The organism is Afipia sp. MLSD5-FHT05B12, from assembly GCF_058793355.1.
This window is the reverse complement of the sequence record NZ_JBXAFS010000002.1, coordinates 465,018-488,280: the sequence shown is the minus strand read 5'-3', so window position 1 is coordinate 488,280 and position 23,263 is coordinate 465,018. Positions and strand designations below refer to the sequence as shown.

The 23,263-nt window shown below is 61.6% G+C and carries 22 protein-coding genes and 1 tRNA gene; 12 read left to right on the top strand and 11 right to left on the bottom strand.

Features of this window, described 5'->3' with window-relative positions; translation table 11 throughout:
* The coding region (locus tag AC1Q6J_RS04580) for a hypothetical protein (protein ID WP_492278142.1) at positions 1 to 227 on the top strand (227 nt) is incomplete at its 5' end.
* Positions 228 to 240: 13 nt separating this feature from the next.
* Here the strand turns inward: AC1Q6J_RS04580 and AC1Q6J_RS04575 are convergent.
* Complete coding sequence (locus tag AC1Q6J_RS04575) at positions 241 to 1,254, bottom strand: DnaJ C-terminal domain-containing protein (protein ID WP_492278141.1); 1,014 nt, start codon at positions 1,252 to 1,254, stop codon at positions 241 to 243.
* A 90-nt stretch (positions 1,255 to 1,344) separates the two neighbouring features.
* The gene (locus tag AC1Q6J_RS04570) at positions 1,345 to 1,860 is read right to left on the bottom strand and encodes an RT0821/Lpp0805 family surface protein (RefSeq protein WP_492278140.1); all 516 of its coding nucleotides are present in this window, start codon (positions 1,858 to 1,860) and stop codon (positions 1,345 to 1,347) included.
* Between the two features lie 15 nt (positions 1,861 to 1,875).
* Here AC1Q6J_RS04570 and pdxH point away from each other — a divergent pair, with 15 nt between their 5' ends.
* Both pdxH and AC1Q6J_RS04560 read left to right on the top strand, forming a co-directional pair.
* A complete protein-coding gene (pdxH, locus tag AC1Q6J_RS04565) occupies positions 1,876 to 2,517 on the top strand; it encodes a pyridoxamine 5'-phosphate oxidase (protein ID WP_492278139.1) in 642 nt (213 codons plus the stop codon).
* Positions 2,518 to 2,556: 39 nt separating this feature from the next.
* Complete coding sequence (locus AC1Q6J_RS04560; protein ID WP_492278138.1) at positions 2,557 to 3,321, top strand: SDR family NAD(P)-dependent oxidoreductase; 765 nt, start codon at positions 2,557 to 2,559, stop codon at positions 3,319 to 3,321.
* A gap of 59 nt (positions 3,322 to 3,380) precedes the next feature.
* Here AC1Q6J_RS04560 and AC1Q6J_RS04555 read toward each other — a convergent pair whose 3' ends face one another.
* Complete coding sequence (locus AC1Q6J_RS04555) at positions 3,381 to 3,806, bottom strand: organic hydroperoxide resistance protein (protein WP_492278137.1); 426 nt, start codon at positions 3,804 to 3,806, stop codon at positions 3,381 to 3,383.
* 214 nt (positions 3,807 to 4,020) lie between these two features.
* Here AC1Q6J_RS04555 and AC1Q6J_RS04550 point away from each other — a divergent pair, with 214 nt between their 5' ends.
* On the top strand, positions 4,021 to 4,479 hold the full coding sequence (locus AC1Q6J_RS04550; RefSeq protein ID WP_492278136.1) for a MarR family winged helix-turn-helix transcriptional regulator: 459 nt from the start codon (positions 4,021 to 4,023) through the stop codon (positions 4,477 to 4,479).
* Position 4,480: 1 nt separating this feature from the next.
* On the opposite strand, the gene ku is transcribed toward AC1Q6J_RS04550, so the two are convergent.
* Complete coding sequence (gene ku, locus AC1Q6J_RS04545; RefSeq protein WP_492278135.1) at positions 4,481 to 5,353, bottom strand: non-homologous end joining protein Ku; 873 nt, start codon at positions 5,351 to 5,353, stop codon at positions 4,481 to 4,483.
* 134 nt (positions 5,354 to 5,487) lie between these two features.
* Here ku and ligD point away from each other — a divergent pair, with 134 nt between their 5' ends.
* Positions 5,488 to 8,151 carry a DNA ligase D gene (gene ligD, locus AC1Q6J_RS04540; RefSeq protein WP_492278134.1) on the top strand — a complete coding sequence of 888 codons (2,664 nt, stop codon included), beginning with the start codon at positions 5,488 to 5,490 and terminating at the stop codon, positions 8,149 to 8,151.
* Here the strand turns inward: ligD and AC1Q6J_RS04535 are convergent, their stop codons facing one another.
* Complete coding sequence (locus AC1Q6J_RS04535) at positions 8,152 to 9,126, bottom strand: magnesium transporter CorA family protein (protein WP_492278133.1); 975 nt, start codon at positions 9,124 to 9,126, stop codon at positions 8,152 to 8,154.
* 538 nt (positions 9,127 to 9,664) lie between these two features.
* Here AC1Q6J_RS04535 and AC1Q6J_RS04530 point away from each other — a divergent pair.
* Positions 9,665 to 10,357, top strand: coding sequence for a L,D-transpeptidase (locus AC1Q6J_RS04530; RefSeq protein WP_492278132.1), 693 nt, complete (start codon positions 9,665 to 9,667; stop codon positions 10,355 to 10,357).
* A gap of 44 nt (positions 10,358 to 10,401) precedes the next feature.
* Here AC1Q6J_RS04530 and AC1Q6J_RS04525 read toward each other — a convergent pair whose 3' ends face one another.
* A complete protein-coding gene (locus AC1Q6J_RS04525) occupies positions 10,402 to 11,397 on the bottom strand; it encodes an extensin-like domain-containing protein (RefSeq protein ID WP_492278131.1) in 996 nt (331 codons plus the stop codon).
* Positions 11,398 to 11,459: 62 nt separating this feature from the next.
* On the opposite strand from AC1Q6J_RS04525, the gene AC1Q6J_RS04520 reads away from it, so the two are divergent.
* Both AC1Q6J_RS04520 and AC1Q6J_RS04515 read left to right on the top strand, forming a co-directional pair.
* Positions 11,460 to 13,088: a fatty-acid--CoA ligase gene (locus AC1Q6J_RS04520; protein WP_492278130.1), complete on the top strand. Its 1,629-nt coding sequence runs from the start codon at positions 11,460 to 11,462 to the stop codon at positions 13,086 to 13,088.
* A 173-nt stretch (positions 13,089 to 13,261) separates the two neighbouring features.
* Positions 13,262 to 14,110 (top strand): DUF1499 domain-containing protein, encoded by an 849-nt coding sequence (locus AC1Q6J_RS04515; RefSeq protein ID WP_492278129.1) that lies wholly within the window; start codon positions 13,262 to 13,264, stop codon positions 14,108 to 14,110.
* Here the strand turns inward: AC1Q6J_RS04515 and AC1Q6J_RS04510 are convergent.
* The 4 genes from AC1Q6J_RS04510 to AC1Q6J_RS04495 form a co-directional block, all read right to left on the bottom strand.
* A complete protein-coding gene (locus tag AC1Q6J_RS04510) occupies positions 14,083 to 15,012 on the bottom strand; it encodes an MBL fold metallo-hydrolase (RefSeq protein WP_492278128.1) in 930 nt (309 codons plus the stop codon). The genes AC1Q6J_RS04515 and AC1Q6J_RS04510 overlap by 28 nt on opposite strands.
* A gap of 24 nt (positions 15,013 to 15,036) precedes the next feature.
* Positions 15,037 to 16,251, bottom strand: coding sequence for an acyl-CoA dehydrogenase (locus AC1Q6J_RS04505; RefSeq protein ID WP_492278127.1), 1,215 nt, complete (start codon positions 16,249 to 16,251; stop codon positions 15,037 to 15,039).
* A 107-nt stretch (positions 16,252 to 16,358) separates the two neighbouring features.
* A complete protein-coding gene (gene ribB, locus AC1Q6J_RS04500) occupies positions 16,359 to 17,435 on the bottom strand; it encodes a 3,4-dihydroxy-2-butanone-4-phosphate synthase (protein ID WP_492278126.1) in 1,077 nt (358 codons plus the stop codon).
* A 236-nt stretch (positions 17,436 to 17,671) separates the two neighbouring features.
* Positions 17,672 to 19,399: a cation:proton antiporter gene (locus tag AC1Q6J_RS04495; protein WP_492278125.1), complete on the bottom strand. Its 1,728-nt coding sequence runs from the start codon at positions 19,397 to 19,399 to the stop codon at positions 17,672 to 17,674.
* A gap of 279 nt (positions 19,400 to 19,678) precedes the next feature.
* On the opposite strand from AC1Q6J_RS04495, the gene AC1Q6J_RS04490 reads away from it, so the two are divergent.
* A complete protein-coding gene (locus tag AC1Q6J_RS04490; RefSeq protein WP_492278124.1) occupies positions 19,679 to 20,125 on the top strand; it encodes a DUF2147 domain-containing protein in 447 nt (148 codons plus the stop codon).
* 79 nt (positions 20,126 to 20,204) lie between these two features.
* On the opposite strand, the gene AC1Q6J_RS04485 is transcribed toward AC1Q6J_RS04490, so the two are convergent.
* Positions 20,205 to 20,281 (bottom strand) — tRNA-Pro (locus AC1Q6J_RS04485).
* 96 nt (positions 20,282 to 20,377) lie between these two features.
* On the opposite strand from AC1Q6J_RS04485, the gene AC1Q6J_RS04480 reads away from it, so the two are divergent.
* The 3 genes from AC1Q6J_RS04480 to AC1Q6J_RS04470 are packed head-to-tail and all read left to right on the top strand — an operon-like array spanning position 20,378 to position 23,263.
* Positions 20,378 to 21,364, top strand: coding sequence for an L-threonylcarbamoyladenylate synthase (locus AC1Q6J_RS04480; RefSeq protein WP_492278123.1), 987 nt, complete (start codon positions 20,378 to 20,380; stop codon positions 21,362 to 21,364).
* A gap of 13 nt (positions 21,365 to 21,377) precedes the next feature.
* Complete coding sequence (locus AC1Q6J_RS04475) at positions 21,378 to 22,805, top strand: FAD-binding oxidoreductase (RefSeq protein ID WP_492278122.1); 1,428 nt, start codon at positions 21,378 to 21,380, stop codon at positions 22,803 to 22,805.
* A gap of 14 nt (positions 22,806 to 22,819) precedes the next feature.
* A complete protein-coding gene (locus AC1Q6J_RS04470) occupies positions 22,820 to 23,263 on the top strand; it encodes a GNAT family acetyltransferase (protein WP_492278164.1) in 444 nt (147 codons plus the stop codon).

Genomic DNA, 23,263 nt, shown 5'->3' with positions numbered 1-23,263 from the left:
ACAACGCGCCACCCTCCCCACAAGGGGGAGGGATAAGAACCGCTTGCGCGGGGACGACATGGAGAAAAATCGCGAAGCCGGACCCTCATGCAGCTTCAACACCCACGATCGTCATCACCGGGCATACCCGTTCGAAGAACGGCGTTCTAAAGAACGCCTATGACCCGGTGATCCACGTCTTTCTTACAGACATCAAGGTACGACGCGGAGGGATTTTCGAACAATGACGCCAAAGCGCCGCTATTCAAAATCCTTGCGTGGATTGGCGGGATGCTCGGTACGCCATTTTTCCATCAGCGCTTCGAGCTCCGCATCGTTGGCGTCAGGCAGCACGATACGCGTGGTGACGTAAAGATCGCCGAACCCGTCGGCGCCCGACACCCCCTTGATCGGCAGGCCCTTGCCCTTGAGGCGGAACGTCCGCCCTGATGAGGTGTTCTTCGGGATCGAGAGATGCACCGCGCTGTCAAGCGTCGGCACGCGGACTTTCGCACCGAGTACAGCCTCGTACAGCGTGACCGGCAGATCGAGGCGCAGGTCGTTGCCGTCGATCTTGAAATAGGGATGCGGCGCGATGTTCACGGTGATCAGCACATCGCCGGGACGATGGCCGGGCGCGGTTTCGCCCTGCCCCTTGAGGCGGATCTGCTGGCCGGATGTAACGCCTGGCGGAATCTTGACGTTGAGCTCCTTGCCGGTCGGCAAGCGGACGCGCCGCGTCGCGCCGTTGACGGCTTCCTCGAGCGCGACCGTCATGGTGACGGCGACGTCGAGATCGGTGGCGAATGGTGTGTCGTATTCGAACGTGCTCGCGCCGCCGCGCGGACCGCCAGCCCCCATGCCAGCGCCGGCCTGGCCGCCGAACATGCTTTTGAGAATGTCCTCGAACGCGCCGCCGCTGGCGAAACCGCCTGCGCCGGGTCCACCCGGATGCCCGCCGCCGGTGCGGAAAGAGTATTCGAAGCCGCCCGGACCCGCGCGGCGACCACCGCCGCCTCCGGGGAAGCCGCCGTCGAAACCCTGAAACTTCGGTTTGCCCTCGGCATCGATCTCGCCGCGATCGAACTGCTTGCGCTTGTCCTCGTCGCCGAGGATTTCGTTCGCCAGATTCAGTTCGGAAAAGCGTTCGGCCGCTTTGGGGTCGCCCTTGTTGGCATCGGGGTGGTGCTTCTTGGCGAGCTTGCGATAGGCGCTCTTGATCGCCGCAGCAGTGGCACCCCGCTGCACCCCCAGGACCTCATAGGGGTCGCGCATCCGTCAGGTCTCCTTGCAGGAATTCAGGTTTGGGTTTGGCCGACCGGCCCTTTGCCCTGATGTGGTGTTTTCGTGACAATCCCGCAACCGTCAACTGCGCTTCCAGGGCTTCAGGTTCCGAATTTCCCAGGGTCCCTTGCCCTGCTGGCAGGCTTCACCTTGCAGCCAGCCCTCATTGGCGCCGCGCACATAGCTGGCAAGGAAATCCCGGCAGGTCCGGCCCTCACTGGTATAGGTCGAGGCCAGCGGCGTGACCGAGCCGCGCGCGCCGGTTTCAGGATTTTCCCACGGCTGGCTGACGTCCTTCTGGCCGCGAGTCAGCACATCGGAGGCGGCATTGCGCGCCAGCGCGAGGTCGGCGTCGGTAAGATTGGTGTCGTCGTGGGAGCGGATAATCGGGCTGATCGAGCCGGTGACGTCCGAGAGATCGTCCTTCTTGGCGTCCTTGCCGAAGGGGCCCATGCTGCATCCCCCGGCCGAGCAGCCGACAGCCACCAGCACAGCAGCCGTGACAAGCCCGATCGGCGATAGGCCGCGGCCCTCGCGTACCCTATATAGGGAACGCCAGAGAACACGCTTGGCACGAAGAAGCGCCAGGGTACGCAACCGGATACTCCAGACATGAACGGTCCACACTCCATCAAAACCCCAGCCGAGTTAATTTCCGGTGATTTCACCGCCGCGGACGAGCCTTTTGGGCTGTTTGCGGTGTGGTTTGCCGAGGCCGTGAAGTCCGAGCCGAACGATCCCAATGCCATGGCGCTCGCCACTGTGGACCCTGACGGGCTGCCGGACGTGCGGATGGTGCTGCTGAAGGGCTTCGATACCGCCGGTTTCGTGTTTTACAGCCACATCGGCAGCGCCAAGGGCCGGGAGCTCGCGGCAACCCCAAAGGCCGCACTGCTGTTTCACTGGAAATCGCTGCGCCGGCAGGTCCGTATCCGTGGCACCGTGAGCCGGGTCACCGATGCAGAGGCCGATGCCTATTTCGCCACCCGGCCGAAGCAGGCGCAGATCGGCGCGTGGGCCAGCAAGCAGTCGCAGCCGCTGGAAAGCCGGATGGCGTTCGAGAAGGCCATTGCGCTCAACGCCGCGAAATATGCCATCGGCGAGGTCCCCCGCCCCCCCGGCTGGAGCGGGTGGCGGATCGCGCCGCAAGCCTTCGAATTCTGGCACGACCGCCCATTCCGCCTGCACGACCGCATCGAATTCCAACGCGCGGCTCCCGATGCCGAGTGGAGCAAGACGCGGCTCTATCCGTAACTCACCGAACACTAACGCCCGAAGGCGAGACCCTCATTCATGCCGACTTCAACTCCCGCCGATTCCAACGCGCCCAAGCGCACCCTGCTGCTGACCGGCGCCAGCCGCGGCATCGGCCACGCCACCGTGATCCGCTTCTCCAGCGCAGGCTGGCGTGTCATCACCTGCTCGCGCCATCCGTTTCCCGAGCAATGCCCCTGGGACGCCGGCCCCGAGGACCACATCCAGGTCGACCTCGCCGACCACAAGGACACTGCAAGAGCCATCGATGAAATCCGGGAACGGCTCAATGGCGGCGCGCTGCATGCGCTGGTCAACAACGCGGCGATCTCGCCCAAGGGAGAAGGCGGCGCACGGATGGGCTCGATCGACACCGACGTCGATGTCTGGAGCCATGTGTTCCGTGTGAACTTCTTCGCGCCGGTGATGCTGGCCCGCGGGCTGATTGAAGAACTGAAAGCGGTGAAGGGATCGGTGGTCAACGTCACGTCGATCGCGGGCTCGCGCGTGCATCCATTCGCGGGCGCGGCTTATGCGACATCGAAAGCGGCGCTCGCCGCGTTGACGCGGGAGATGGCGTCCGACTTCGGCCGCGTCGGGGTGCGTGTCAACGCCATCGCGCCGGGCGAGATCGACACGTCGATCCTGTCGCCGGGCACCGACAAGATCGTTCACGAACAGATTCCGATGCACCGGCTCGGCACACCGGATGAAGTGGCGAAGATCATCTACGTGCTATGCACGGAGACCAGCTCCTACGTGAATGGCGCCGAGATTCACATCAACGGTGGCCAGCACGTGTGAGGTCAAAACAAAAAGAGCGGAGCCGAGGCCCCGCTCTTGTGCTTGATCTCCCGCTGCAATCAGACGACCGCGATCTTGACGTCGAGGTTGTTGCGCGTGGCGTTGGAATACGGGCAGACCTGGTGCGCGGTAGCGACCAGCTTCTCTGCATCGGCACGCGCAACGCCCGGCAGCGCCACGGTCAGCGCGACATCGAGGCCGAAGCCGCCTTCCGAACGCGGGCCAATACCCACATCAGCCATTACCGTCGCATCCGCCGGCACCTTGACGCCAACCGTTCCCGAGACCGCCTTCATGGCGCCAATGAAGCAAGCTGAATAGCCGGCTGCGAAAAGCTGCTCGGGATTGTTGCCCGGTCCGCCACCGCCGCCGAGTTCCTTCGGGGTCGAAAGGCTGACCTGGAACGCACCGTCCGTGGTCGAAGCTTTGCCGTCACGGCCGCCGGTTGCTGTGGCCTGGGTGCGGTAGAGAACTTTCGTGGGCATGGACTTTCTCCTTGGGTTTCACTCGAGAGACGGACCGGCAACCTTGCGCTGCCTCCCGCCCGGGAACTGAATGACGCAACATATATCGCGCACGATATAATCGTGCAATACGAATTTGGAATGACTGCCCTGCAAAAATGCGTTGCGCGATTCAATCGTGCGCGTCCTAAATAAGGAGACGGTCCGCTCACCGGACAAACTTGAGGAACAGGCCATGGCCGCCCGACCGACTCCGGACGATCTGTTGAAGATTGATAATTTCGTCTGCTTCGCCCTGTACTCGGCGGGGCATGCCTTTACGCGGCTGTACAAGCCCCTGCTCGACCCGCTGGGGCTGACCTACCCGCAGTACCTGGTGATGGCCGTGCTGTGGGAAAAAGACGGCAGAACGGTTGGCGAGATCGGCGAAAAGCTCTTGCTGGAATCGAGCACACTCACCCCGCTCCTCAAACGGCTTGAGACCGCCGGCATGGTGCGCCGGACACGCGATCAGGACGACGAACGGGTCGTGCGAATCCAGTTGACGCCCAAAGGCACCGAACTGAAGCAGAAGGCGGTTGAGATTCCGCGGGCGATCGGCTGCTCCACCAACCTCACGATTCCCGAGGTGATGAAGCTGACCGCCGATATCAAGGCGCTGCGTGAAAAGCTGCTCGCCGCGCAGGCGGTGTAAACTAGCCGGCCTTTCTCTGACGCGCGGTCGAGCGGCCTGCTTTCTTTGCAGTACGCGGTGCCGGACGAGACGCACGCGCCGGACGCTGCGCGGGGGCCTTACCCTTCAGGCTCTGTTTCAAGGCATCCATGAGACTGATGACGTTGTCGGCCTTCGCAGGCTTCTCGGCAGACTTGATGGTCTTGCCGGACGCCTTCTGTTTGACCAGCGCTTTCAGCGCGTTTTCGTATTCATCCTCGAATTTTGAGGCGTCGAAGTTAGCCGCCTTGCTATCGAGAATATGCGCGGCGAGTTCGACCATGTCTTTCGAGATTTTCGGCGTCTTGATGTCGGCGAAGAAATCTTCCTCGTTTCGCACCTCATAGGCATATCGCAATGTGGTGGCGAGCAGACCCTTGCCGAGTGGTTCGATCGCCACGATGCGTTCGCGATTTGACAACACGACGCGCGCGAGCGCCACGCGATCCTGATCTTTCATTGCATCGCGGATGACTGCGAAGGCATCAATGCCGGCGTTACCGTCCGGCACCATGTAATAGGGACTGTCCAGATATCTGCGGTCGATCTCGTCGCGCGGCACGAAGTTGTCGATGTCGATGGTGTGGTTGCTTTCGAGCTGTACGGATTCCAGCTCTTCCTTTTCGATCTGGACGTACTCGCCCTTGCTGACTTCGTAGCCGCGGCCCTTCTGTTCCTTCTCGACCACTTCGCCGGTCTCGGAATCGACCATCTGCTGCTTCAACCGGTTGCCGGTCTCGGTATTGATCATGTGAAAACGGGTTCGTTCGACCGTGGTCGAGGCGGGATAGAGCGCTACCGGGCAAGTGACCAGCGACAGCTTCAGCGAACCCTTCCAGTACGCACGCAGCAACATCGGCGACCTCCAACTCAAACGCATGACCTGGGACGGAACCTCAACAGGAGCCGCAGGTTTTGGTTCCTGAACTCCCGCCCGATAGCGCATGATACATTGTTCCGTGTCTATTGCACCGTTGGGAATGCCTCGCCGTGGCCCAAAAGAAACTTAAGGTTTACCGAACAAAACGTGATTTCACCAAGACGGCCGAGCCGAGCGGCCGCGCGCGCGTAGCGCCGGCCAAGGCGCGGCGTTTTGTCATTCAAAAGCACGATGCTACGCGGCTGCATTACGACCTCCGGCTAGAGTTCGGCGGCGTCTTCAAATCATGGGCCGTGACGCGCGGACCTTCTCTTGACCCGAAAGACAAGCGTCTGGCCGTCGAGGTGGAAGATCATCCGCTCGACTACGGCGACTTCGAAGGCACCATCCCCAAAGGACAGTATGGCGGCGGCACCGTGATGATCTGGGATCGCGGCTACTGGCTGTCGGACGATCCCGAGCGCGGCTTCAAGAAAGGCGATCTCAAGTTCGCGCTGGAAGGAGGCAAACTCCATGGCGAGTGGGTGCTGGTGCGCATGAAGCACGACCGCAACGGGGGCAAACGCACGAACTGGCTCTTGATCAAACATCGCGACGAGTATGCCCGCGAAGGCAAAGCGAACAACATCCTCGACGACGACACATCCGTCGCCTCAGGCCGCACAATGGCCGAGATCGCTGCCGGCAAGGGCAAAGGTCCCACGCCGTTCATGACAGGCAAATCGAAACGCGCGGGTGCGGATGCCATATGGGATTCGAACAAAGGCCTTGCGGCTGACGAGCGAAAGAAAGGCCACGCCAGGACCTCGACCGCGAAGGAAAGACCTGCCGCCAGCAACGAAAAATCCGCTGGAAAGCGCGCTACGACGCTCCCCGATTTCGTCGAGCCGCAGTTGTGTGCATCCGTCGACAACCCTCCCTCCGGCAGCAACTGGGTGCATGAGATCAAGTTCGACGGCTACCGGGTCCAGATGCGGATCCAGAACGGCGACGTGACGCTAAGCACGCGCAAGGGTCTCGACTGGACTGACAAGTTCTCGGCGATCGCGAAACAGGCAGAGAAACTTCCCGATGCCATCATCGATGGCGAGATCGTCGCGCTCGATCACGAAGGCCATCCAAGTTTTGCCTCGTTGCAGGCGGCACTGTCCGATGAGAAGACGGACAATCTGATCTTCTTTGCGTTCGATCTCCTGTTCGCGAAGGGCGCGGATTTGCAGCCGCTTCCGTTATCGGAGCGAAAGAAACGGCTCCGGATTCTGCTCGACGGCAAGCGAAAGCGGGATGAGGGAACCATCCGCTACGTCGAGCATTTCGAGTCCAACGGCAACGCCATCATGGAATCCGCCCGCGCGTTGTCTCTCGAGGGCATCGTGTCGAAGAAAATCACCGCCCCCTATCGTTCTGGACGCTCCGGCAGCTGGACCAAGGCGAAGGTCCGCGCTGGCCATGAGGTCGTGATCGGCGGATGGAAAAGCAACGGCGGCAAGTTCCGCTCACTGATGGTCGGCGTGCCGCGAAATGGTCACCTCGCCTATGTCGGCGTCGTCGGCACAGGCTATGGACAGGCCACGGTCAAGCGGATCATGCCTGAGCTGAAGGCAAACGTAGCAGCAAAGAGCCCCTTCGGCGGTGAGGGCGCGCCGAAGAAAACATCCGACATGCACTGGCTGAAACCCGAACTCGTCGCTGAGATCGAATTTGCCGGCTGGACAGAAGACAACATGGTTCGTCAGGCTGCGTTCAAAGGATTGCGCAAGGATAAGTCAGCAAGCGAGGTAACCGCAGACAGGCCAGCCAATATCCATGTCGCAACGCTGTCCGCGAAGACGAACGGCAAGGCTCCTGCCGCACGCAGGTCCTCGCGCAATGACGATAACACCGTCATGGGCGTCACGATCTCCAACCCCGACAAGGCGATGTGGCCCGATGGCGGCGACGGCGAACCCGTCACCAAGCTCGATCTCGCTCACTACATGGAGCAGGTCGGCGACTGGCTGATCTCGCATATCAAGGGCCGGCCCTGCTCTATCATCCGGGCCCCGGATGGAATCGGAGGAGAGACTTTCTTTCAACGCCACGCCATGACCGGCATGTCGAAATTGCTCGATCTCGTGAAGGTCTCCGGCGACAAGAAGCCGTATGTGCAGATCGATCGTGTGGAAGGCCTTGTCGCGGTGGCTCAGATCGGCGGACTCGAACTGCATCCCTGGAACTGTGCGCCGAACGAGCCCGATGTTCCTGGACGGCTTGTCTTCGATCTCGATCCTTCGCCCGACGTCGCGTTCTCCGCTGTGGTCGACGCGGCACGCGAGATGCGCGAACGATTGACGGACGTCGGGCTGGAAAGCTTCTGCAAGACCACCGGCGGCAAGGGACTGCATGTCGTCACGCCGCTGAAGGATGCAAAGAAGGACAAGATCGACTGGAAGACCGCCAAGGCATTCGCGCAGACCGTATGCCGGCAAATGGCGGCGGACAGCCCCGAGCACTACCTGCTCAACATGTCGAAGAAGCAGCGCGGGGGCAAAATCTTCCTCGACTATCTGCGCAACGACCGGACATCGACGGCGGTGGCACCGTTGTCGCCACGCGCGCGCAAGGGTGCGCCGGTGTCGATGCCGATGACATGGACGCAGATGCGCAGCGATCTTGATCCGATGAAATATACCCTGCGAACGGTGCCTGCGCTGCTCGCGAAGACCAAGGCATGGGCCGATTACGACAGCGCGGCGCGATCGATCAGGGCCGCGATTGCAAAACTCGCGAAATAGTTACAGCCACCGCTTCCATTTGAAAAACAGATATGGCCCGATCGCTGCAATGAGCATCGCGATCAGCGCCGATGGGTAGCCCCATGGCTGTTCCAGTTCCGGCATCATCTTGAAGTTCATGCCGTAGATCGACGCAATCAGTGTCGGCGGCATCAGCACCACCGCCATCACCGAAAACAGCTTGATGATGTTGTTCTGCTCAAGATTGACAACGCCGAGCATGGCATCGAGTACAAAAGTAATCTTGTTCGACAAATAAGAGGCGTGATCCGTCAGCGATGACACGTCGCGCTGCAAAGTCTTGAACTGCGCCTTCTGCTCCTTGCTCCAGCGTCCGGCATCGGTCTCGACGGTGACGAAGGAAATCAGCCGGCCGATCGAGACGAGGCTCTCGCGGACCTTCGAGGTGAGGTCGCCCTTCTTGCCGATGGTCAGAAGAATTTGCGAATAGGTTCGTGCATGGCCGCGCTCGGCGGAAGGTTCGAAAATCTGCGAAGAAACCGCGTCCACATCCGCGCCGGCGCGCTCCAGAATGTCGGCGCAGCGATCAATCACGCCATCAAGCAGTTCAAGCAGGATACCGTCACCTGTAATGCTGGCGGGACAGCTGCGCGCAAGCTTTGCCGCGATCAGCGCAAAAGGCTTCGGTTCGTCGTAACGCACGGTGACCAAGCGATGATCGGTCAGGATGAACGTCACCGGCGTGGTGCGCGGGTTGCCCGAGTCAGTCGCGCACATCAAGGTCGCGGTCATATAGCGCGCGTTGTTTTCGATATAGAGACGGCTGGAAATCTCGATTTCCTGCATGTCTTCGCGGGTCGGGATTTCGATGCCGACCAGTTTCTCGACCGCCTTGTCCTCGCCGGGCGAAGGCGTCTTGAGGTCGATCCAGATCGCATTCGGCGGCAGCCCGTCGGCCTCGACGTCATCGAACTTTTTCAATGAAGACGCGGTTGGAACGAACACCGACAACATAGGCCACTCCCGGAATCTCTTTCGCGAACAACGTGTCGTCTATCTGCTCTCAAAGCGCAATCTTTCCGATTCCTGCAAGTACGGCGACACGACACACAACCGTCACGCGGGGGACGGCGCGACCGGCGAATCGAGGACAGGCTGGCCGGACAGGCGATCTGTCACGGACTGTCCCCACCCGGACTGAATAACGGGGACGTGATCGCTTTCTTGAACGGACATGACAGTCCAGCCGCGCTCGATCCAGGACGGCGAGCGATTCGCCGGGCACCTCCGGGACGACACGCCTTGAGCCCGGCTCGCGGGATAGGTCCGAGGGGCGAAAATCCGGGCCTTGCCGGGCCTTTAGGCAGCCTCCGGTTTAATCGCCCCTTCTCCTGAGGCGTAAATGCCACAGGTGACGTGCTGCATGGCAAAACCAGCATGGAAACACTGGAAAAACGGCTCGTTTCGGCGCAAATAGGGGTAACGAAATCGGAAACTTCTTCCGGCTAGATTTGGCGTGAAGACACGCCCCGCGCCCATTTGGAACTTCGGAATGTCCTCGTTCGGCTCAAAAATTATCGTTCTCCTCGCAGGTCTTTCGCTCGCCGGCTGCATGCAGGCGACCTCGGCCACTTACGAGAAATCTCCGGAGGCAAGCCTGAAGCCCCGCGACAAGGAGCTTCTGGCCAAGGCCCGTTATGAGAAGGTGCCGGTCGCAGAACCGTTCCGGCGCGCGATCGTCAACTATCATCGCAAGGAATCGCCGGGTTCGATCGTCGTCGATTCCGACAACCACTATCTCTACTACGTGCTCGAAGGCGGGAAGGCGATCCGCTACGGCATCACCGTCGGCGAAGAGGCTCTCGCGTTCTCCGGCATCGCCCGTGTCGGCAACATGCAGGAATGGCCGAAGTGGACCCCCACTGCTGACATCCACAAGCGCATCGAAGGCCTGCCGCAGTCGGTCCCCGGTGGCCCGGACAACCCGCTCGGCGCACGCGCGCTGTATCTCTATCAGGGCAATCGCGACACGCTGTTCCGCATTCACGGCACCAACCAGCCGGAATATATCGGCGCATCGATTTCCTCGGGCTGCATCCGCATGACCAACGAGGATGTGATCGATCTCTACAGCCGCGCCAAGCAGGGCACGGTGGTCGTGGTACTCGATCCGAAGCAGGGCGACTCGCCGTACAATTCGAAAATGGCGCTGCAAGGCGCCGGCGGCGGAACGGGTCCGTTCTAAGCATTCGCTGAGTTGAAAAAAGCGCCGGTCATCCGGCGCTTTTTTTATTGAAGTCTGTTCTGCCGCCATGGCTTCCGCTGCGGCTTGGCAGACGCCGCCGGCTTGCCCTCATCATCCGCTGAACCGGCTTCCGGTACCTCGGACGGCGTCCCGGATGCAGCCTTCTCTTCCGCGGCCGGGCGCGGGGGAGCCTCCTCCGGCCGCTCGGCCGGCATCAGCGGCGCGACCTCCGGCAGCGGATCGTAGACGCCCCACTGGCATAGTTTGTAGTTGCTGCGCCGCTGGGCGAGGTCCAGGTGGATGTGATCCTCGTGATACCAGTCCGAACCCGGCCCAAGCACCGTGGTAAAACGCGTGCAGACCGACGCCAGCACCTTCTCTCGGATTTCGCGCGGCGCAGCACGATCGGTCAGCGACAGCGTGCTGCCGTTCGCAAACGTCATGCCTCTCACGTCGAGCGCGTTGGCAAGCCCGTGCTCGGAGAGCTTCGCACCCCTGACGCGATTGCGGCCACGGCATTCGAACGAATCGAAGTTATCGAGTTCGCTGATGGTGGTGCCGAGCTTCGCCGCCAGCGGCACCACGTCGGAGCGAATCCAGTCAGCGACCGCGGCGGCCATCGTACAACGCAGGATCGCGGCAGGCTTCAGCGCCACCCGCTGGGTGGGCGACAGCACGATCGCCTCAAGGCGCACCAGATCGTCGCCGCCGCACCCGCCAGGCCCTTTGATGGAAGGGATCGAAGGTGCAATCGCGATATCTTCGGTCAGCGCCTTCCTGCACACCGACAGCTCAGGCGGTTTGACTTCCGCAGGCCCTTGTGGGGGCGGTGCCTGATCGGCAGGGGCCCCCTCGGGCGCTGCCGTGGCGGGAGCGTCAACAGGCCGTGGCCGCGGCAACGGCACATTAGCACTTGCCTCCATTGAGGCCGCACAGGTAAGGACCCCCGCCAGCGCTAAAAAAAAGAGCACCGGCAACCGGCCCGTGGCATGCCAGTCAGAAGGCCATTTGCGGGCCGCGTGGTCCGCGCTAAAGTTCATTCCAATCCCTTCGGGGAGCACCGATCACACCAACAAAAAACGTCTTGAGGAGGGAATACCGAATGCTTGGATTGATGCAAAATTGGCCCTTGTTGTGTCATCGGATTATCGATCACGCAGCGGCGATTCACGGCAAGCAGGAAGTCGTGACGAGATCGGTCGAAGGGCCTATTCATCGCACCAATTACGCCGAAATTCGTGCCCGCGCGCTGAAAGTCGGCCAGCAGCTCGACAGGCATGGCATCAAGATCGGGGACCGCGTCGCCACCATCGCATGGAACACCTGGCGTCATCTCGAAGCATGGTACGGCATCATGGGCATCGGCGCCATTTGCCATACCGTCAATCCGCGGCTGTTCCCGGACCAGATCGTCTGGATCGTCAATCATGCGCAAGACCGCATCATGATGACGGATCTTACTTTCGTTCCGCTGCTGGAAAAGATCGCCGACAAGATGCCGTCCGTCGAACGCTTTATCGTGTTCACCGACAAGGCTCACATGCCGCAGACCACACTGACGAACGCGATCTCCTATGAAGAGTGGCTCGCCGAGGTCGACGGCAATTTTCAGTGGAAGGAATTCGACGAGAATACCGCGGCCGCGATGTGCTACACCTCGGGCACCACGGGCGATCCGAAGGGAGTGCTCTACTCGCATCGCTCAAATGTTCTTCACGCGCTGATGGCCAACAACACAGACGCGCTCGGCACCCGCGCGAGCGACACCATGTTGCCGGTGGTGCCCCTGTTCCACGCCAACAGCTGGGGCATCGCATTCTCCGCGCCTTCCATGGGCACCAAGCTGGTGATGCCGGGCGCCAAGCTCGACGGCGCGTCGGTCTATGAACTGCTTTCGACCGAGAAGGTGACCTATACCGCCGGGGTGCCGACGGTGTGGCTGATGCTGCTGCAATACATGGCCGCCGAAAAGAAGACACTGCCTGATCTGAAAGTCCTGATCTGTGGCGGCTCGGCAATGCCGCGCTCCATGATCAAGGCATTCGTCGATCAAGGCGTCGATGTTCGCCACGCCTGGGGCATGACCGAGATGAGCCCGATTGGTACATTGGGCGCACTCAAGCCGCCATTCGCGACGCTGACCGGCGACCCCCGGCTCGATATCCTGCAAACGCAGGGTTATCCGCCGTTCGGTGTGCAGATGAAGATCACCGACGACAACGGCAAGGAACTGCCGTGGGATGGCAAGACCTTCGGCCGCCTCAAGGTGAGCGGGCCGGCGGTGTCCAAAGGCTATTACCGCGTCGAGACCAACATCCTCGACGACAATGGCTTCTTCGACACCGGCGACGTCGCCACCATCGATGCCGACGCCTACATGCGGATCACCGACCGCTCCAAGGACGTCATCAAGTCGGGCGGTGAATGGATTTCGTCGATCGATCTCGAGAACCTCGCGGTCGGCCATCCGAAGGTGCTGGAAGCCGCGGTGATCGGCGTTCATCATCCGAAGTGGGATGAGCGTCCGCTGCTGATCGTGCAGCTCAAGCCGGAGCAGAAGGCGAACCGCGAGGAGATCCTGCAATACATGGACGGCAAGATCGCCAAATGGTGGATGCCGGACGACGTGCAGTTCGTGGACGCCATTCCACACACCGCCACCGGCAAGATCCTGAAGACCGCGCTTCGGGACCAATTCAAGAACTACCAATTCCCGACCGCGGCGGCCTGACCCCGGCGAAGTGACTGATTCCAAAAATCATGCCCGGCCTCGTGCCGGGCATTTTCGTGCCGGTTGTTGGCCGTTTCCGGATTCCTGACCCGAACCGCTTCCCACTGGCCCTGAAAATGCGCTAGTTGACCGGCGCGCGCCTGTTCAGCCGCGCCAGAATGGATGATCGAGGCATGGCCCGCCGAATTGCTGCCGCTTACCAGATGGAGCCGGTTTCCGCTCTTGCGTCGTGGTCGCGCCGCCTCGCAGTGTTTTCGCTGATCTCATCAATTGTTGCGGTCATCATCGTCCGGTTTGGATTTCTTGACTTCAAGCCGGCTCTGACGGCGTTCTTCGGCGCGCTCGCCTGTGCCGGCCTGTCCATCCTTGTCGGCCTCGCGGCCTTCGCAGCAATCTGGCAGAACGGCTCGCGCGGCATGAGCCGCATTCTGCTGGCTTTCATGATCGACGCCGCGATCCTCGCCTACCCGGCCTACCTCGCCTTCCAGTACCGCACGCTGCCGGCAATTCACGACATCACCACCGATCCGATCGATCCGCCCCGGTTTGAGGCACTGGCGCGGCTGCGCGCCGGCGATGGTGCGAATCCCGCCGTTTATGCAGGACTCTATTCAGCCGAACAGCAGCGCATCGCCTATCCGGACGTGGAGCCCATCAACATCGATGTGCCGGTCCAGAAGGCTTACGAGATGGCACTGCGTCTGGTGAACCGGCACAAGTGGCTGGTGATCGACGAACGCGCGCCGCTGCCTCCCCAAAGGATCGGCCGCATCGAAGCCGTTGCGCGAACACCGATCATGGGTTTCCGGGAAGACGTCGCGATCCGTGTCATGCCCGACGGCGATGGAGCGCGCGTCGACCTTCGTTCATCATCCCGCTATTTCGAACACGACCTCGGCACCAATGCCGCCCGCATCGTCAAATTTGCCGAAGAACTCAATGACGCCGTCGACACCGCCCAACCGGTGAAGAAGCTGATCACCCCGGCCAAGCCTCAGGCCAAGGGCGCGACCAAGCGATAGGTGCCGTCGATGGTGGGATCGCCATCGGTCGCGACAACGTCGCGCGCAACCAGATCTTCAAGGTGCGCCAGCACCGAATAACCCGCCGCACCGATCAGCCGTGGATCGATGCCGATATAGCTGGCGCGCACGATGGTCGGAATATCCGCTTCACCCTTGCCAAGCCGGTGGAGGATCGAAGCCTCGCGCGCCTTGCGGTGACGAATGAGAAACTTCACGAACCGCACGGCGTCGGGGATTTCCGGGCCATGACCGGAGAAATAGAGCTGCTCGCCGCGCCGGGCCAGCCGTTCAAGCGAGGCCATGTAATCGACCATCGATCCGTCCGGCGGCGCGACGATCGACGTCGACCAGCCCATCACATGGTCGCCCACGAACATCAGCTTGCGCTCGGCCCACGCGAAAGCCATGTGGTTGGCTGTGTGTCCCGGCGTCGCAACCGCCTCGAGCTGCCAGCCGTCGCCGGTGACGATTTCACCATCCTTCAGAATCACGTCCGGGCGAAACTCGTAGTCGGCACCGGACTCGGTCGGCGCAAGCTCGCTGCCATGACGCGGACGCGAGGCCCGATGCTGACCTTCGGCGTAAACCGTTGCACCGGTCGCGGCTTTGAGACGCGGCGTGCCGGGCGAATGGTCCTTGTGGGTATGAGTGAGAAGGATATGGGTCACGGTCTCGCCGCGCACCGCGTCGAGCAACGCCTGGATGTGGGCTTCGTCGGCCGGGCCCGGATCGATGATCGCGACATTGCCCTTGCCGACGATGTAGCTCACCGTTCCGGTGAACGTGAACGGGCTGGGATTGTTGCACAGGACCCGCCTCACGCCGGGGACGACTTCGTCCACGACGCCGGGCGCGAGAGCAAAATCCCGATTGAACGGAATGTCGTCGTTATCGCTCAAGTTCAGTCCTCACCCGACAAGGCGTTACGAAAACGCCTGAATGCCGGTGATGGCGCGGCCGAGAATGAGAGCATGCACGTCGTGGGTGCCCTCATAGGTATTCACGGTCTCGAGGTTCTGCGCATGGCGCATCACGTGATACTCGCTCGAAATGCCGTTGCCGCCGTGCATGTCGCGCGCGACGCGGGCGATGTCGAGCGCCTTGCCGCAGTTGTTGCGCTTCATGATCGAGATCATCTCGGGCGCCATCTTGCCTTCGTCCATCAGGCGGCCGACGCGGAGCGAGCCCTGAAGGCCGAGCGCGATTTCGGCTTCCATGTCGGCAAGCTTCTTCTGCACGAGCTGCGTCGCCGCCAGCGGCCGGCCGAACTGCTTGCGGTCGAGCGTGTATTGCCGCGCTCGCTGAAAGCAGTCTTCCGCGGCGCCCATCGCGCCCCACGAAATGCCGTAGCGGGCGCGGTTGAGGCAGCCGAACGGACCAGCCAGACCTGAGACGTTGGGGAGCAGCGCGCTTTCCGGAACCACGACGCCGTCCATCACGATTTCGCCGGTAATCGAGGCGCGCAGTGACAGCTTGCCGCCGATCTTCGGCGCGGAGAGGCCCTTCATGCCCTTTTCGAGAATGAAACCACGGACCTTGTTGTCATGCGCGGCGGACTTCGCCCACACCACAAACACGTCGGCGATCGGCGCGTTGGAAATCCACATCTTCGAACCGGTCAGGCGATAGCCGTCGGCGACCTTCTCGGCGCGGGTTTTCATGCCATCGGGATCGGATCCGGCATCCGGTTCGGTCAGGCCAAAGCAGCCGACCCACTCGCCGGTGGCGAGCTTGGGCAGATACTTCTTGCGCTGGGTCTCGTCGCCATAGGCGTAGATCGGATACATCACCAGAGACGACTGCACGCTGTTCATCGAGCGGTAGCCCGAATCGACGCGCTCGATCTCGCGCGCGACCAGGCCGTAAGCCACATAGCTTGCATTGGCACAGCCATATTCCTCAGGCAGCGTGATGCCGATCAGGCCGAGTTCGCCCATCTCGTTGAAAATTTCGCGATCGGTCTTCTCCTCGACATAGGCCTGCGTCACGCGCGGCAGCAGCTTGTCCTGGGCGTAAGCACGCGCGGTGTCGCGGATCATGCGCTCGTCCTCGGTCAACTGCTCGTCGAGCAGGAATGGATCATCCCACTGGAATGTCGCCTTGGCTGGCTTGTCCTTGGTCTGCGGGCGCGCACTCATGACAAAATCCTTTCAGCTTTAGTCTGCTGTTATGAAATCACGATAAATCGTCGGCGTCAGGTTGCAAGCTTAAAACCTGTTCCCGCGCGCACGGGCACAACGCGGTACTAGCCCTCAAACGGCTCGTTGGCGACGATTTCGATGCCAAATCCCGAGAGGCCTTTGTAATCGTGCGTCGATGAGGTGAGATGCCGGATCGATGTCACGCCGAGATCACGCAGGATTTGCGCACCGACGCCGACTTCACGCCATTGCCGGTGACGGTCCGCTTCCGCAGAGCTGTCTTCGGCGATCGGTGCGACGGGCACACCCGCGGCGCCGTCGCGCAGGTAGACCAGCACGCCGCTGCCGTTCTTCTTGAAATGATCGAGCGCCGCGAGCACACGGCCCGACCCAAAGAAGATATCCTTCACGATGTTCGGCTTGTGAAAACGCGTCAGCACGTTCTGGCCGTTGCCGACGCCCTTGTAGACGAAAGCGACGTGATAGATCGGATCGAACGGCGAACGATAGGCGTAGCCGTCCAGTTGCCCGATCGGGCTGTCGACGGTGAAGGTCGAGACCCGCTCGATCAGCTTCTCGCGCGCCTGCCGGTACGAGATCATGTCAGCGATAGTGACGCGCTTGAGGTTGTGCTTGGCCGCGAACTTCACGACCTGCTCGCCCTTCATCACTGTGCCGTCGTCGTTCATCAGTTCGCTGATGACGCCGACCGGCGGCAGATCGCACAGCTTGCAGAGATCAACCGCCGCTTCAGTGTGGCCCGAGCGCAGCAGGACGCCGCCGTCGCGCGCGATCAGCGGGAAAATGTGGCCGGGGCGCGCAAAATCGCTGGCGCCCGCATTGGGATTGGCGAGCGCCCGGCAGCAGACCGTGCGCTCTTCCGCCGAAATGCCGGTGGTCATTCCGGGCTTGTAGTCGATCGAGACCGTGAACGCGGTGGTGTGGTTGGAGTCGTTATGGGCCACCATCGGATCGAGCCGAAGGCGGCGGGCATTATCGGCGGTGATCGGAGCGCAGACGATGCCCGACGTGTGGCGGATGATGAAAGCCATCTTCTCCGCCGTGCAAAGCGTGGCGGCGACGATCAGATCGCCCTCTCCCTCGCGGTCGTCGTCGTCGGTGACCACGACGATTTCGCCCGCCGCAAACGCTTTCAAAACTTCGGGGATAGGATGGGCCATAACGCGCTCTTGTTGTCAAAAAGGGTGCAGATCGTATGGCGCAGGGCGCGGGCCCGCGCAACTGTCCCGTCCACATGGCCGTCATCCATCGGCCTTTGACGGGTTGAAACAAGAGATATGCCCCTGCCAAATCCCGGCAAGGGGTCCCGACTTGCCCGGGGAACGGATTTCGCAGTTTTAAACGAGCGAGCTTCCGCACGGCGGAACGCGCTCCGGCAGAGCCACCGGCCGGAACCTCAGGGCAGGACTTCGCGGCGCTCGCTCAGAAGGCCGTCCATCTCGGCGCGCTTGTCTTCAAGCAGGCCCTGGTCGGCCGCGTCGATGACCTTGTAAAGCTCTTCGGCGTCGGTAATGCGGGTCACCGTCACATAATCCGCGCCGGCGGCGTAAAGGTCCCTGACATCTGCCAGCAGGTCCGCGGTCGAAATGATCTTCGCGTTGGGATTCATCGACCGGACGTGGCGGACCAGCTTCTCGTTGTTGGCGCCCTTCAGCAGCGAATCCGGCACGCTGAGAATGATGATCTCGGCCTTGCCGACGCCGGCGTGCAGCAGCGTGTCGATGTTGCTGATATCGCCGTAAATGACGTGAATGCCGCGCGCCGTGAGCGTGCGAAACACGTTCGGATTGAAATCGACGACACTGATCTGATCGAGCAAAGATTTGTTCTGCCGCTCGATCTCGCTCAGGAGCGCACTCGCCGCACGGAAGAAACCAAGAATGACAATACGCCGTGCCGCGCCGTGCCCGCCCTCATGCTCGGCATCGCCCGTCTGGGTCTGGTCGAGATCGCGGAATCCGATGCGCTTCAGCGCACCGATGGCCCACCGGGTGATCGGATCGCTGCGCATGATCACAAAAGTCGAAAGAACCGCGAGGATCACGAATGCAAACGACGCCGCGCTGGATGTCTCTGGCGTGATGTGTCCCGCGATGATGCCGGTCTGAATCACCACAAGCGAGAATTCGCTGATCTGCGCGAGATTGAGCGCGGGCAGCAGGCTGGCGCGCAGTCCCTGCTTCATGAAGTAAAGCGGCAGGAACGTCGTGACGATACGGCTCACCACCGTGAAAACCGCAATGACCAGCGCCAGCCAGATCGTGGACGAATTCGGAATCGGAATCGTCATGCCGAGCGCCACGAAGAACAGCGTGATGAAGAAATCCCGCAGCGTGGTGACCTTCGCCGTGACGTCGAGCGCATAGGGAAATGTCGAGAGCGACACGCCGGCCACGAGCGATCCCATCTCGCGCGAGAGATGAAGGCGTTCGGCGACTTCGCCAATCAGGAAGCACCATGCCAGTGCGCCGAGCATGACCAGTTCGGGGCTGCGCGCGATCTGGTGAAATATCTTCGGCAGCACAAAGCGGCTGAGGATCATCGCCGTCGCGACCAGCAACCCGACGCGGCCGATCGACAACAACACGATACTGATCTGCAAATCGGCGAGGCTCGGCTGCACCGCGAGAAACAGGATCGCGAAAATGTCCTGAAGCACCAGGACACCGAGCGTGATGCGTCCCGGCAGCGTATCCAGTTCCCGTTTCTCGTAGAGCACCTTGACGATGATGACTGTGCTCGACAGCGCACAGGCGACCGTCAGATAAAGGGCATCGAACTTACCCCCGCCCAGCGACAGGCCGATGGCGACAAAGAAAGCGAGGCCGAGCACGCAGGCGCCGATCAACTGACCCCCGGCGGCAAACAGAATGACGCGGCCGGCCCGTATGATCTTCTTCAGGTCGATTTCCAGCCCGATCATGAACAGCATGAAGATCAGGCCGAGTTCGGAGATTGTGCTGATCGATTCCTGCGATTTGACCCAGCCCACGCCGTAGGGGCCGATCACGAACCCGGCGACCAGATAGGCAAGAATCAAGGGTTGGCGGAAAAAATGCGCGCCAAGCCCAAGCACCCATGCAAACAGGATCGAAAAGGTAATATCGCGAATAAGTTCGTGCATGCCCTCGGCCGGCTGGCAGCAGTAATAAAGCCTGAATCAGGCTTCCGTATAAGGGCCCGAATAACGTCGTGAAAGCAATATCCATGACGCGATTTACGCCATCCTGAACGCATCAATGACGACAGCCCGCCGCAGCCGGCGCGAAAACCGGCAGATGGTGTCTGCGAGGTGACAATCGCTAAAAACACGCCGATCAGAATGGTTCCTCGGCTTGAATAACGGATCGGCCTGTATAGGTTCGCTCCAGCGCCGGGGGCTTCGGAGCAATACAGGTTGATCATGAATTCAAAATTGAATCTCATTTTGGCGCTGGCATTTTTATTGGGCAGCTGGAGTTCTGCACAGGCAAACGACGAAGGGTCGCCCAGCGGCATTTGGCTCACCGAGAAGGGCGACGCCAGAATTCAGGTCTCCCAATGCGGAAGCTCGCTCTGCGGGAAAGTGGTCTGGCTGCGCGAGGCGATCGATCCGGCGACAGGCCGCCCGCAGACCGATTCGAAAAATCCGAACGCCACCCTTGCCTCCCGGCCGATGATCGGTGTCCAGCTTTTCATCGGAATGAATCCCGCCGGCCCCGGCCGCTGGGCCGGCCGCATCTATAACGCCGACGACGGCGGGGTATATGACAGCAAGATCGCCTGGATGGGCCCCAACACGCTCCGCGTCGAAGGCTGTCTCGGGGCGATTTGCGGCGGCGAAAACTGGACCAAGACCGGCGGGCGCTGACGCAGGGGCGCACCTCAGGCGGGCGGGTCATCCGCCGGCAACGAAAAACTGGGAAATATGCCGATTTTTCCGGGAGTTATGGTCGGAGTGGCAGGATTTGAACCTGCGACCCCTGCGTCCCGAACGCAGTGCTCTACCGGGCTGAGCCACACTCCGACATGGGCGCCGGTATAGCGTCGGCTCTCGCGAACCGCAAGAAGCTGTATAAGGGATCATATCCCTCAAAAACGCCACGATGGCGCGGCTCAAGCGATGAAACTTGGTTTGAATACGGCAATAATCCCTGCCACCGGCGCCGCAGCCACCGCTGCACGCTGCCTCAAGGACGGCGGACTTGTCGCGTTTCCGACCGAGACGGTCTACGGGCTGGGCGCGGACGCCACCAATGCCCGCGCCGTGGCCCGGCTTTACGAGGCAAAAGGACGCCCCTCGTTCAATCCTCTCATTGCCCATGTCGGTGATTTGCAGGCAGCAAAGCGGATTGCCCGCTTCGATGACAAGAGTCTCCGGCTCGCGGAAGCTTTCTGGCCGGGACCGCTGACGCTGGTACTGCCGAAAGCTTCAGGATGTCCGGTGTCCGATCTCGCTACTGCCGGGCTCGAGACGATTGCCGTCCGCGTCCCTGCGCATCCGGTCGCCCATGAGATTTTACGGGCTTTCGGAAAGCCTATTGTCGCCCCATCAGCGAACATCTCGGGGCATGTCTCGCCGACGACGGCAGAGCATGTCTTCGGCGATCTTGCTGGCCGCATCGATCTCATCGTCGACGGCGGGCCGGTGTCGGTCGGCGTCGAATCCACCATCGTCGGCTGCTTCGAGACGCCGCTGCTGCTGCGGCCCGGCGGCCTTCCCCGCGAGGACATCGAGCGCGTGCTGGGAGAGAAACTCGCACGCATGCCGGAGGACAGCAGTTCAGCCGATGCTCTTCCGCTGGCGCCGGGCATGCTGGCCTCGCACTATGCGCCGCGCACCCCGGTCCGGCTTAATGCACACCGGCTGGAGGCCGGAGAAGCATTGCTGGCGTTCGGGTCCCGCACGATCCCCGGCTCCGAGCAGGCAAGTGTCATGAATTTGTCGGAAGCCGGCGATCTGGTGGAGGCTGCCGCGAATCTTTTCGGTTATCTTCGCGAACTCGATGCGGGCGGATCCCGTACCATCGCGGTAATGGCCGTGCCGAATGAGGGTCTCGGCGAAGCCATCAACGATCGCCTGCAACGCGCGGCCGTGCCGCGAAGCTGAACGGGAATAGAACATGAATATCGTGCAGCCGCCGCCTTCCGTTCTGTCGTCTGAGTTGCTGGCGCGCTTTACCGCGATCGTCGGCGAGAAGTATGCGGTGACCGATCCCCAAGACGCCGCCCCGTACCTCACGGAAGAGCGCGGGCTGTTTCAAGGTCGCTCACCACTGGTTCTTCGTCCGGGCTCGACCGAGGAAGTCTCCGCAATCTGCAAGCTCGCCACCGAAACCAGAACCGCGCTGGTGCCGCAGGGCGGCAATACCGGCCTCGTCGGCGGCCAGACGCCGCATAATGGCGAAGTGGTGATCTCGACACGGCGGCTCGACAAGATTCGCACCGTCGATACACAATCCAACGCGATGACCGTCGAAGCAGGCGTGATCCTCGCCAACGCGCAGCAGCGTGCGACCGATGCCGACCGGCTGTTCCCGCTGTCGCTGGGTGCGGAAGGAAGCTGCACCATCGGCGGCAATCTCTCCACCAATGCCGGGGGCATCGCCGCGTTGGCTTACGGTGTCGCGCGCGATCTGGTGCTCGGGCTTGAAGTCGTACTCGCCGACGGGCGCATCATGCACGGCCTGTCGAGCCTGAAGAAAGACAACACCGGCTACGACCTGCGCGATCTTTTCATCGGCGCGGAAGGCACGCTCGGCATCATTACCGCCGCGACGCTCAAGATGTTTCCGAAGCCGCGCTCCATCGAGACGGCATTCGCTGGCATCGTCTCGCCGGAAGATGCGCTCACGTTGCTTGATATGTCGCGCAACATCGCCGCCGGAAGCCTGACCAGCTTCGAACTGATCCCGCAGATCGCCATCGACTTCACGGTCAAGCACGGACCCTCGATCCGCGCGCCGCTGTCGGGCCGCCACCCTTGGTATGTGCTGATGGAAGTCTCCTCACCGCGCGACGACGCCCGCGACACCATCGAAGCGATCCTTGGCAAAGGCATGGAGGACGGCATCGTCAACGACGCCGTGATCGCCGCCAATCTCGATCAGCGCGCGGCGTTCTGGAAACTGCGCGAGGTTATTTCGCCGGCACAAAAGCCCGAAGGCGGCTCGATCAAGCATGACATCTCCGTCCCGGTCGCGGCCGTGCCGGAATTTCTGCGCGAAGCCGACGCCGCCGTGACCAAGCTCATTCCCGGCGCCCGCCCGTTTGCATTCGGTCATCTTGGCGACGGCAATATCCATTACAATGTCAGCCAGCCGATTGGGGCCGACACAGCGGCTTACCTTGCGCGATGGCACGACATGAACGACGTGGTGCATGCGGTCGTCGCCAAGCACGGCGGATCGATTTCCGCCGAACATGGCATCGGCGTGCTGAAGCGCGATGAACTGCCTCATGTGAAGGACCCGGTAGCACTCGACATCATGCGATCGATCAAGCATCTGCTCGATCCGCTTAACATCATGAACCCGGGCAAGGTGCTGTGACCGATTCATCGGCAATGTTGAAAGGCAATCTCGCCGTTAGCGTCGCCGAGGATACCGATATTCCCGCGGTCGTCGCGCTGTGGGAACGCTGCGAACTGACGCGACCGTGGAACGAACCCCGCGCCGATCTCGATCGCGCACGCAAGAAGCCAAATTCCGACGTTCTGGTCGGACGCGATGGAAATGCCATTGTGGCGACGATTATGGTCGGACACGACGGGCATCGTGGCTGGGTTTATTATGTCGCGGTCGACCCGGCTCACCGCAAGACGGGCCACGGCCGCGCCATCCTCAATGCCGCCGAAGACTGGCTGCGCGAGCGCGGTATCGAAAAGCTTCAGCTGATGGTTCGCCCCGGCAATACCCATGCGCAGGCATTTTACGAGACGCTCGGCTACGAAGAGCAGGAGCGCGTCATCTACGCCAAGTGGCTCGACGGCCGCCCGATGACGCCATGA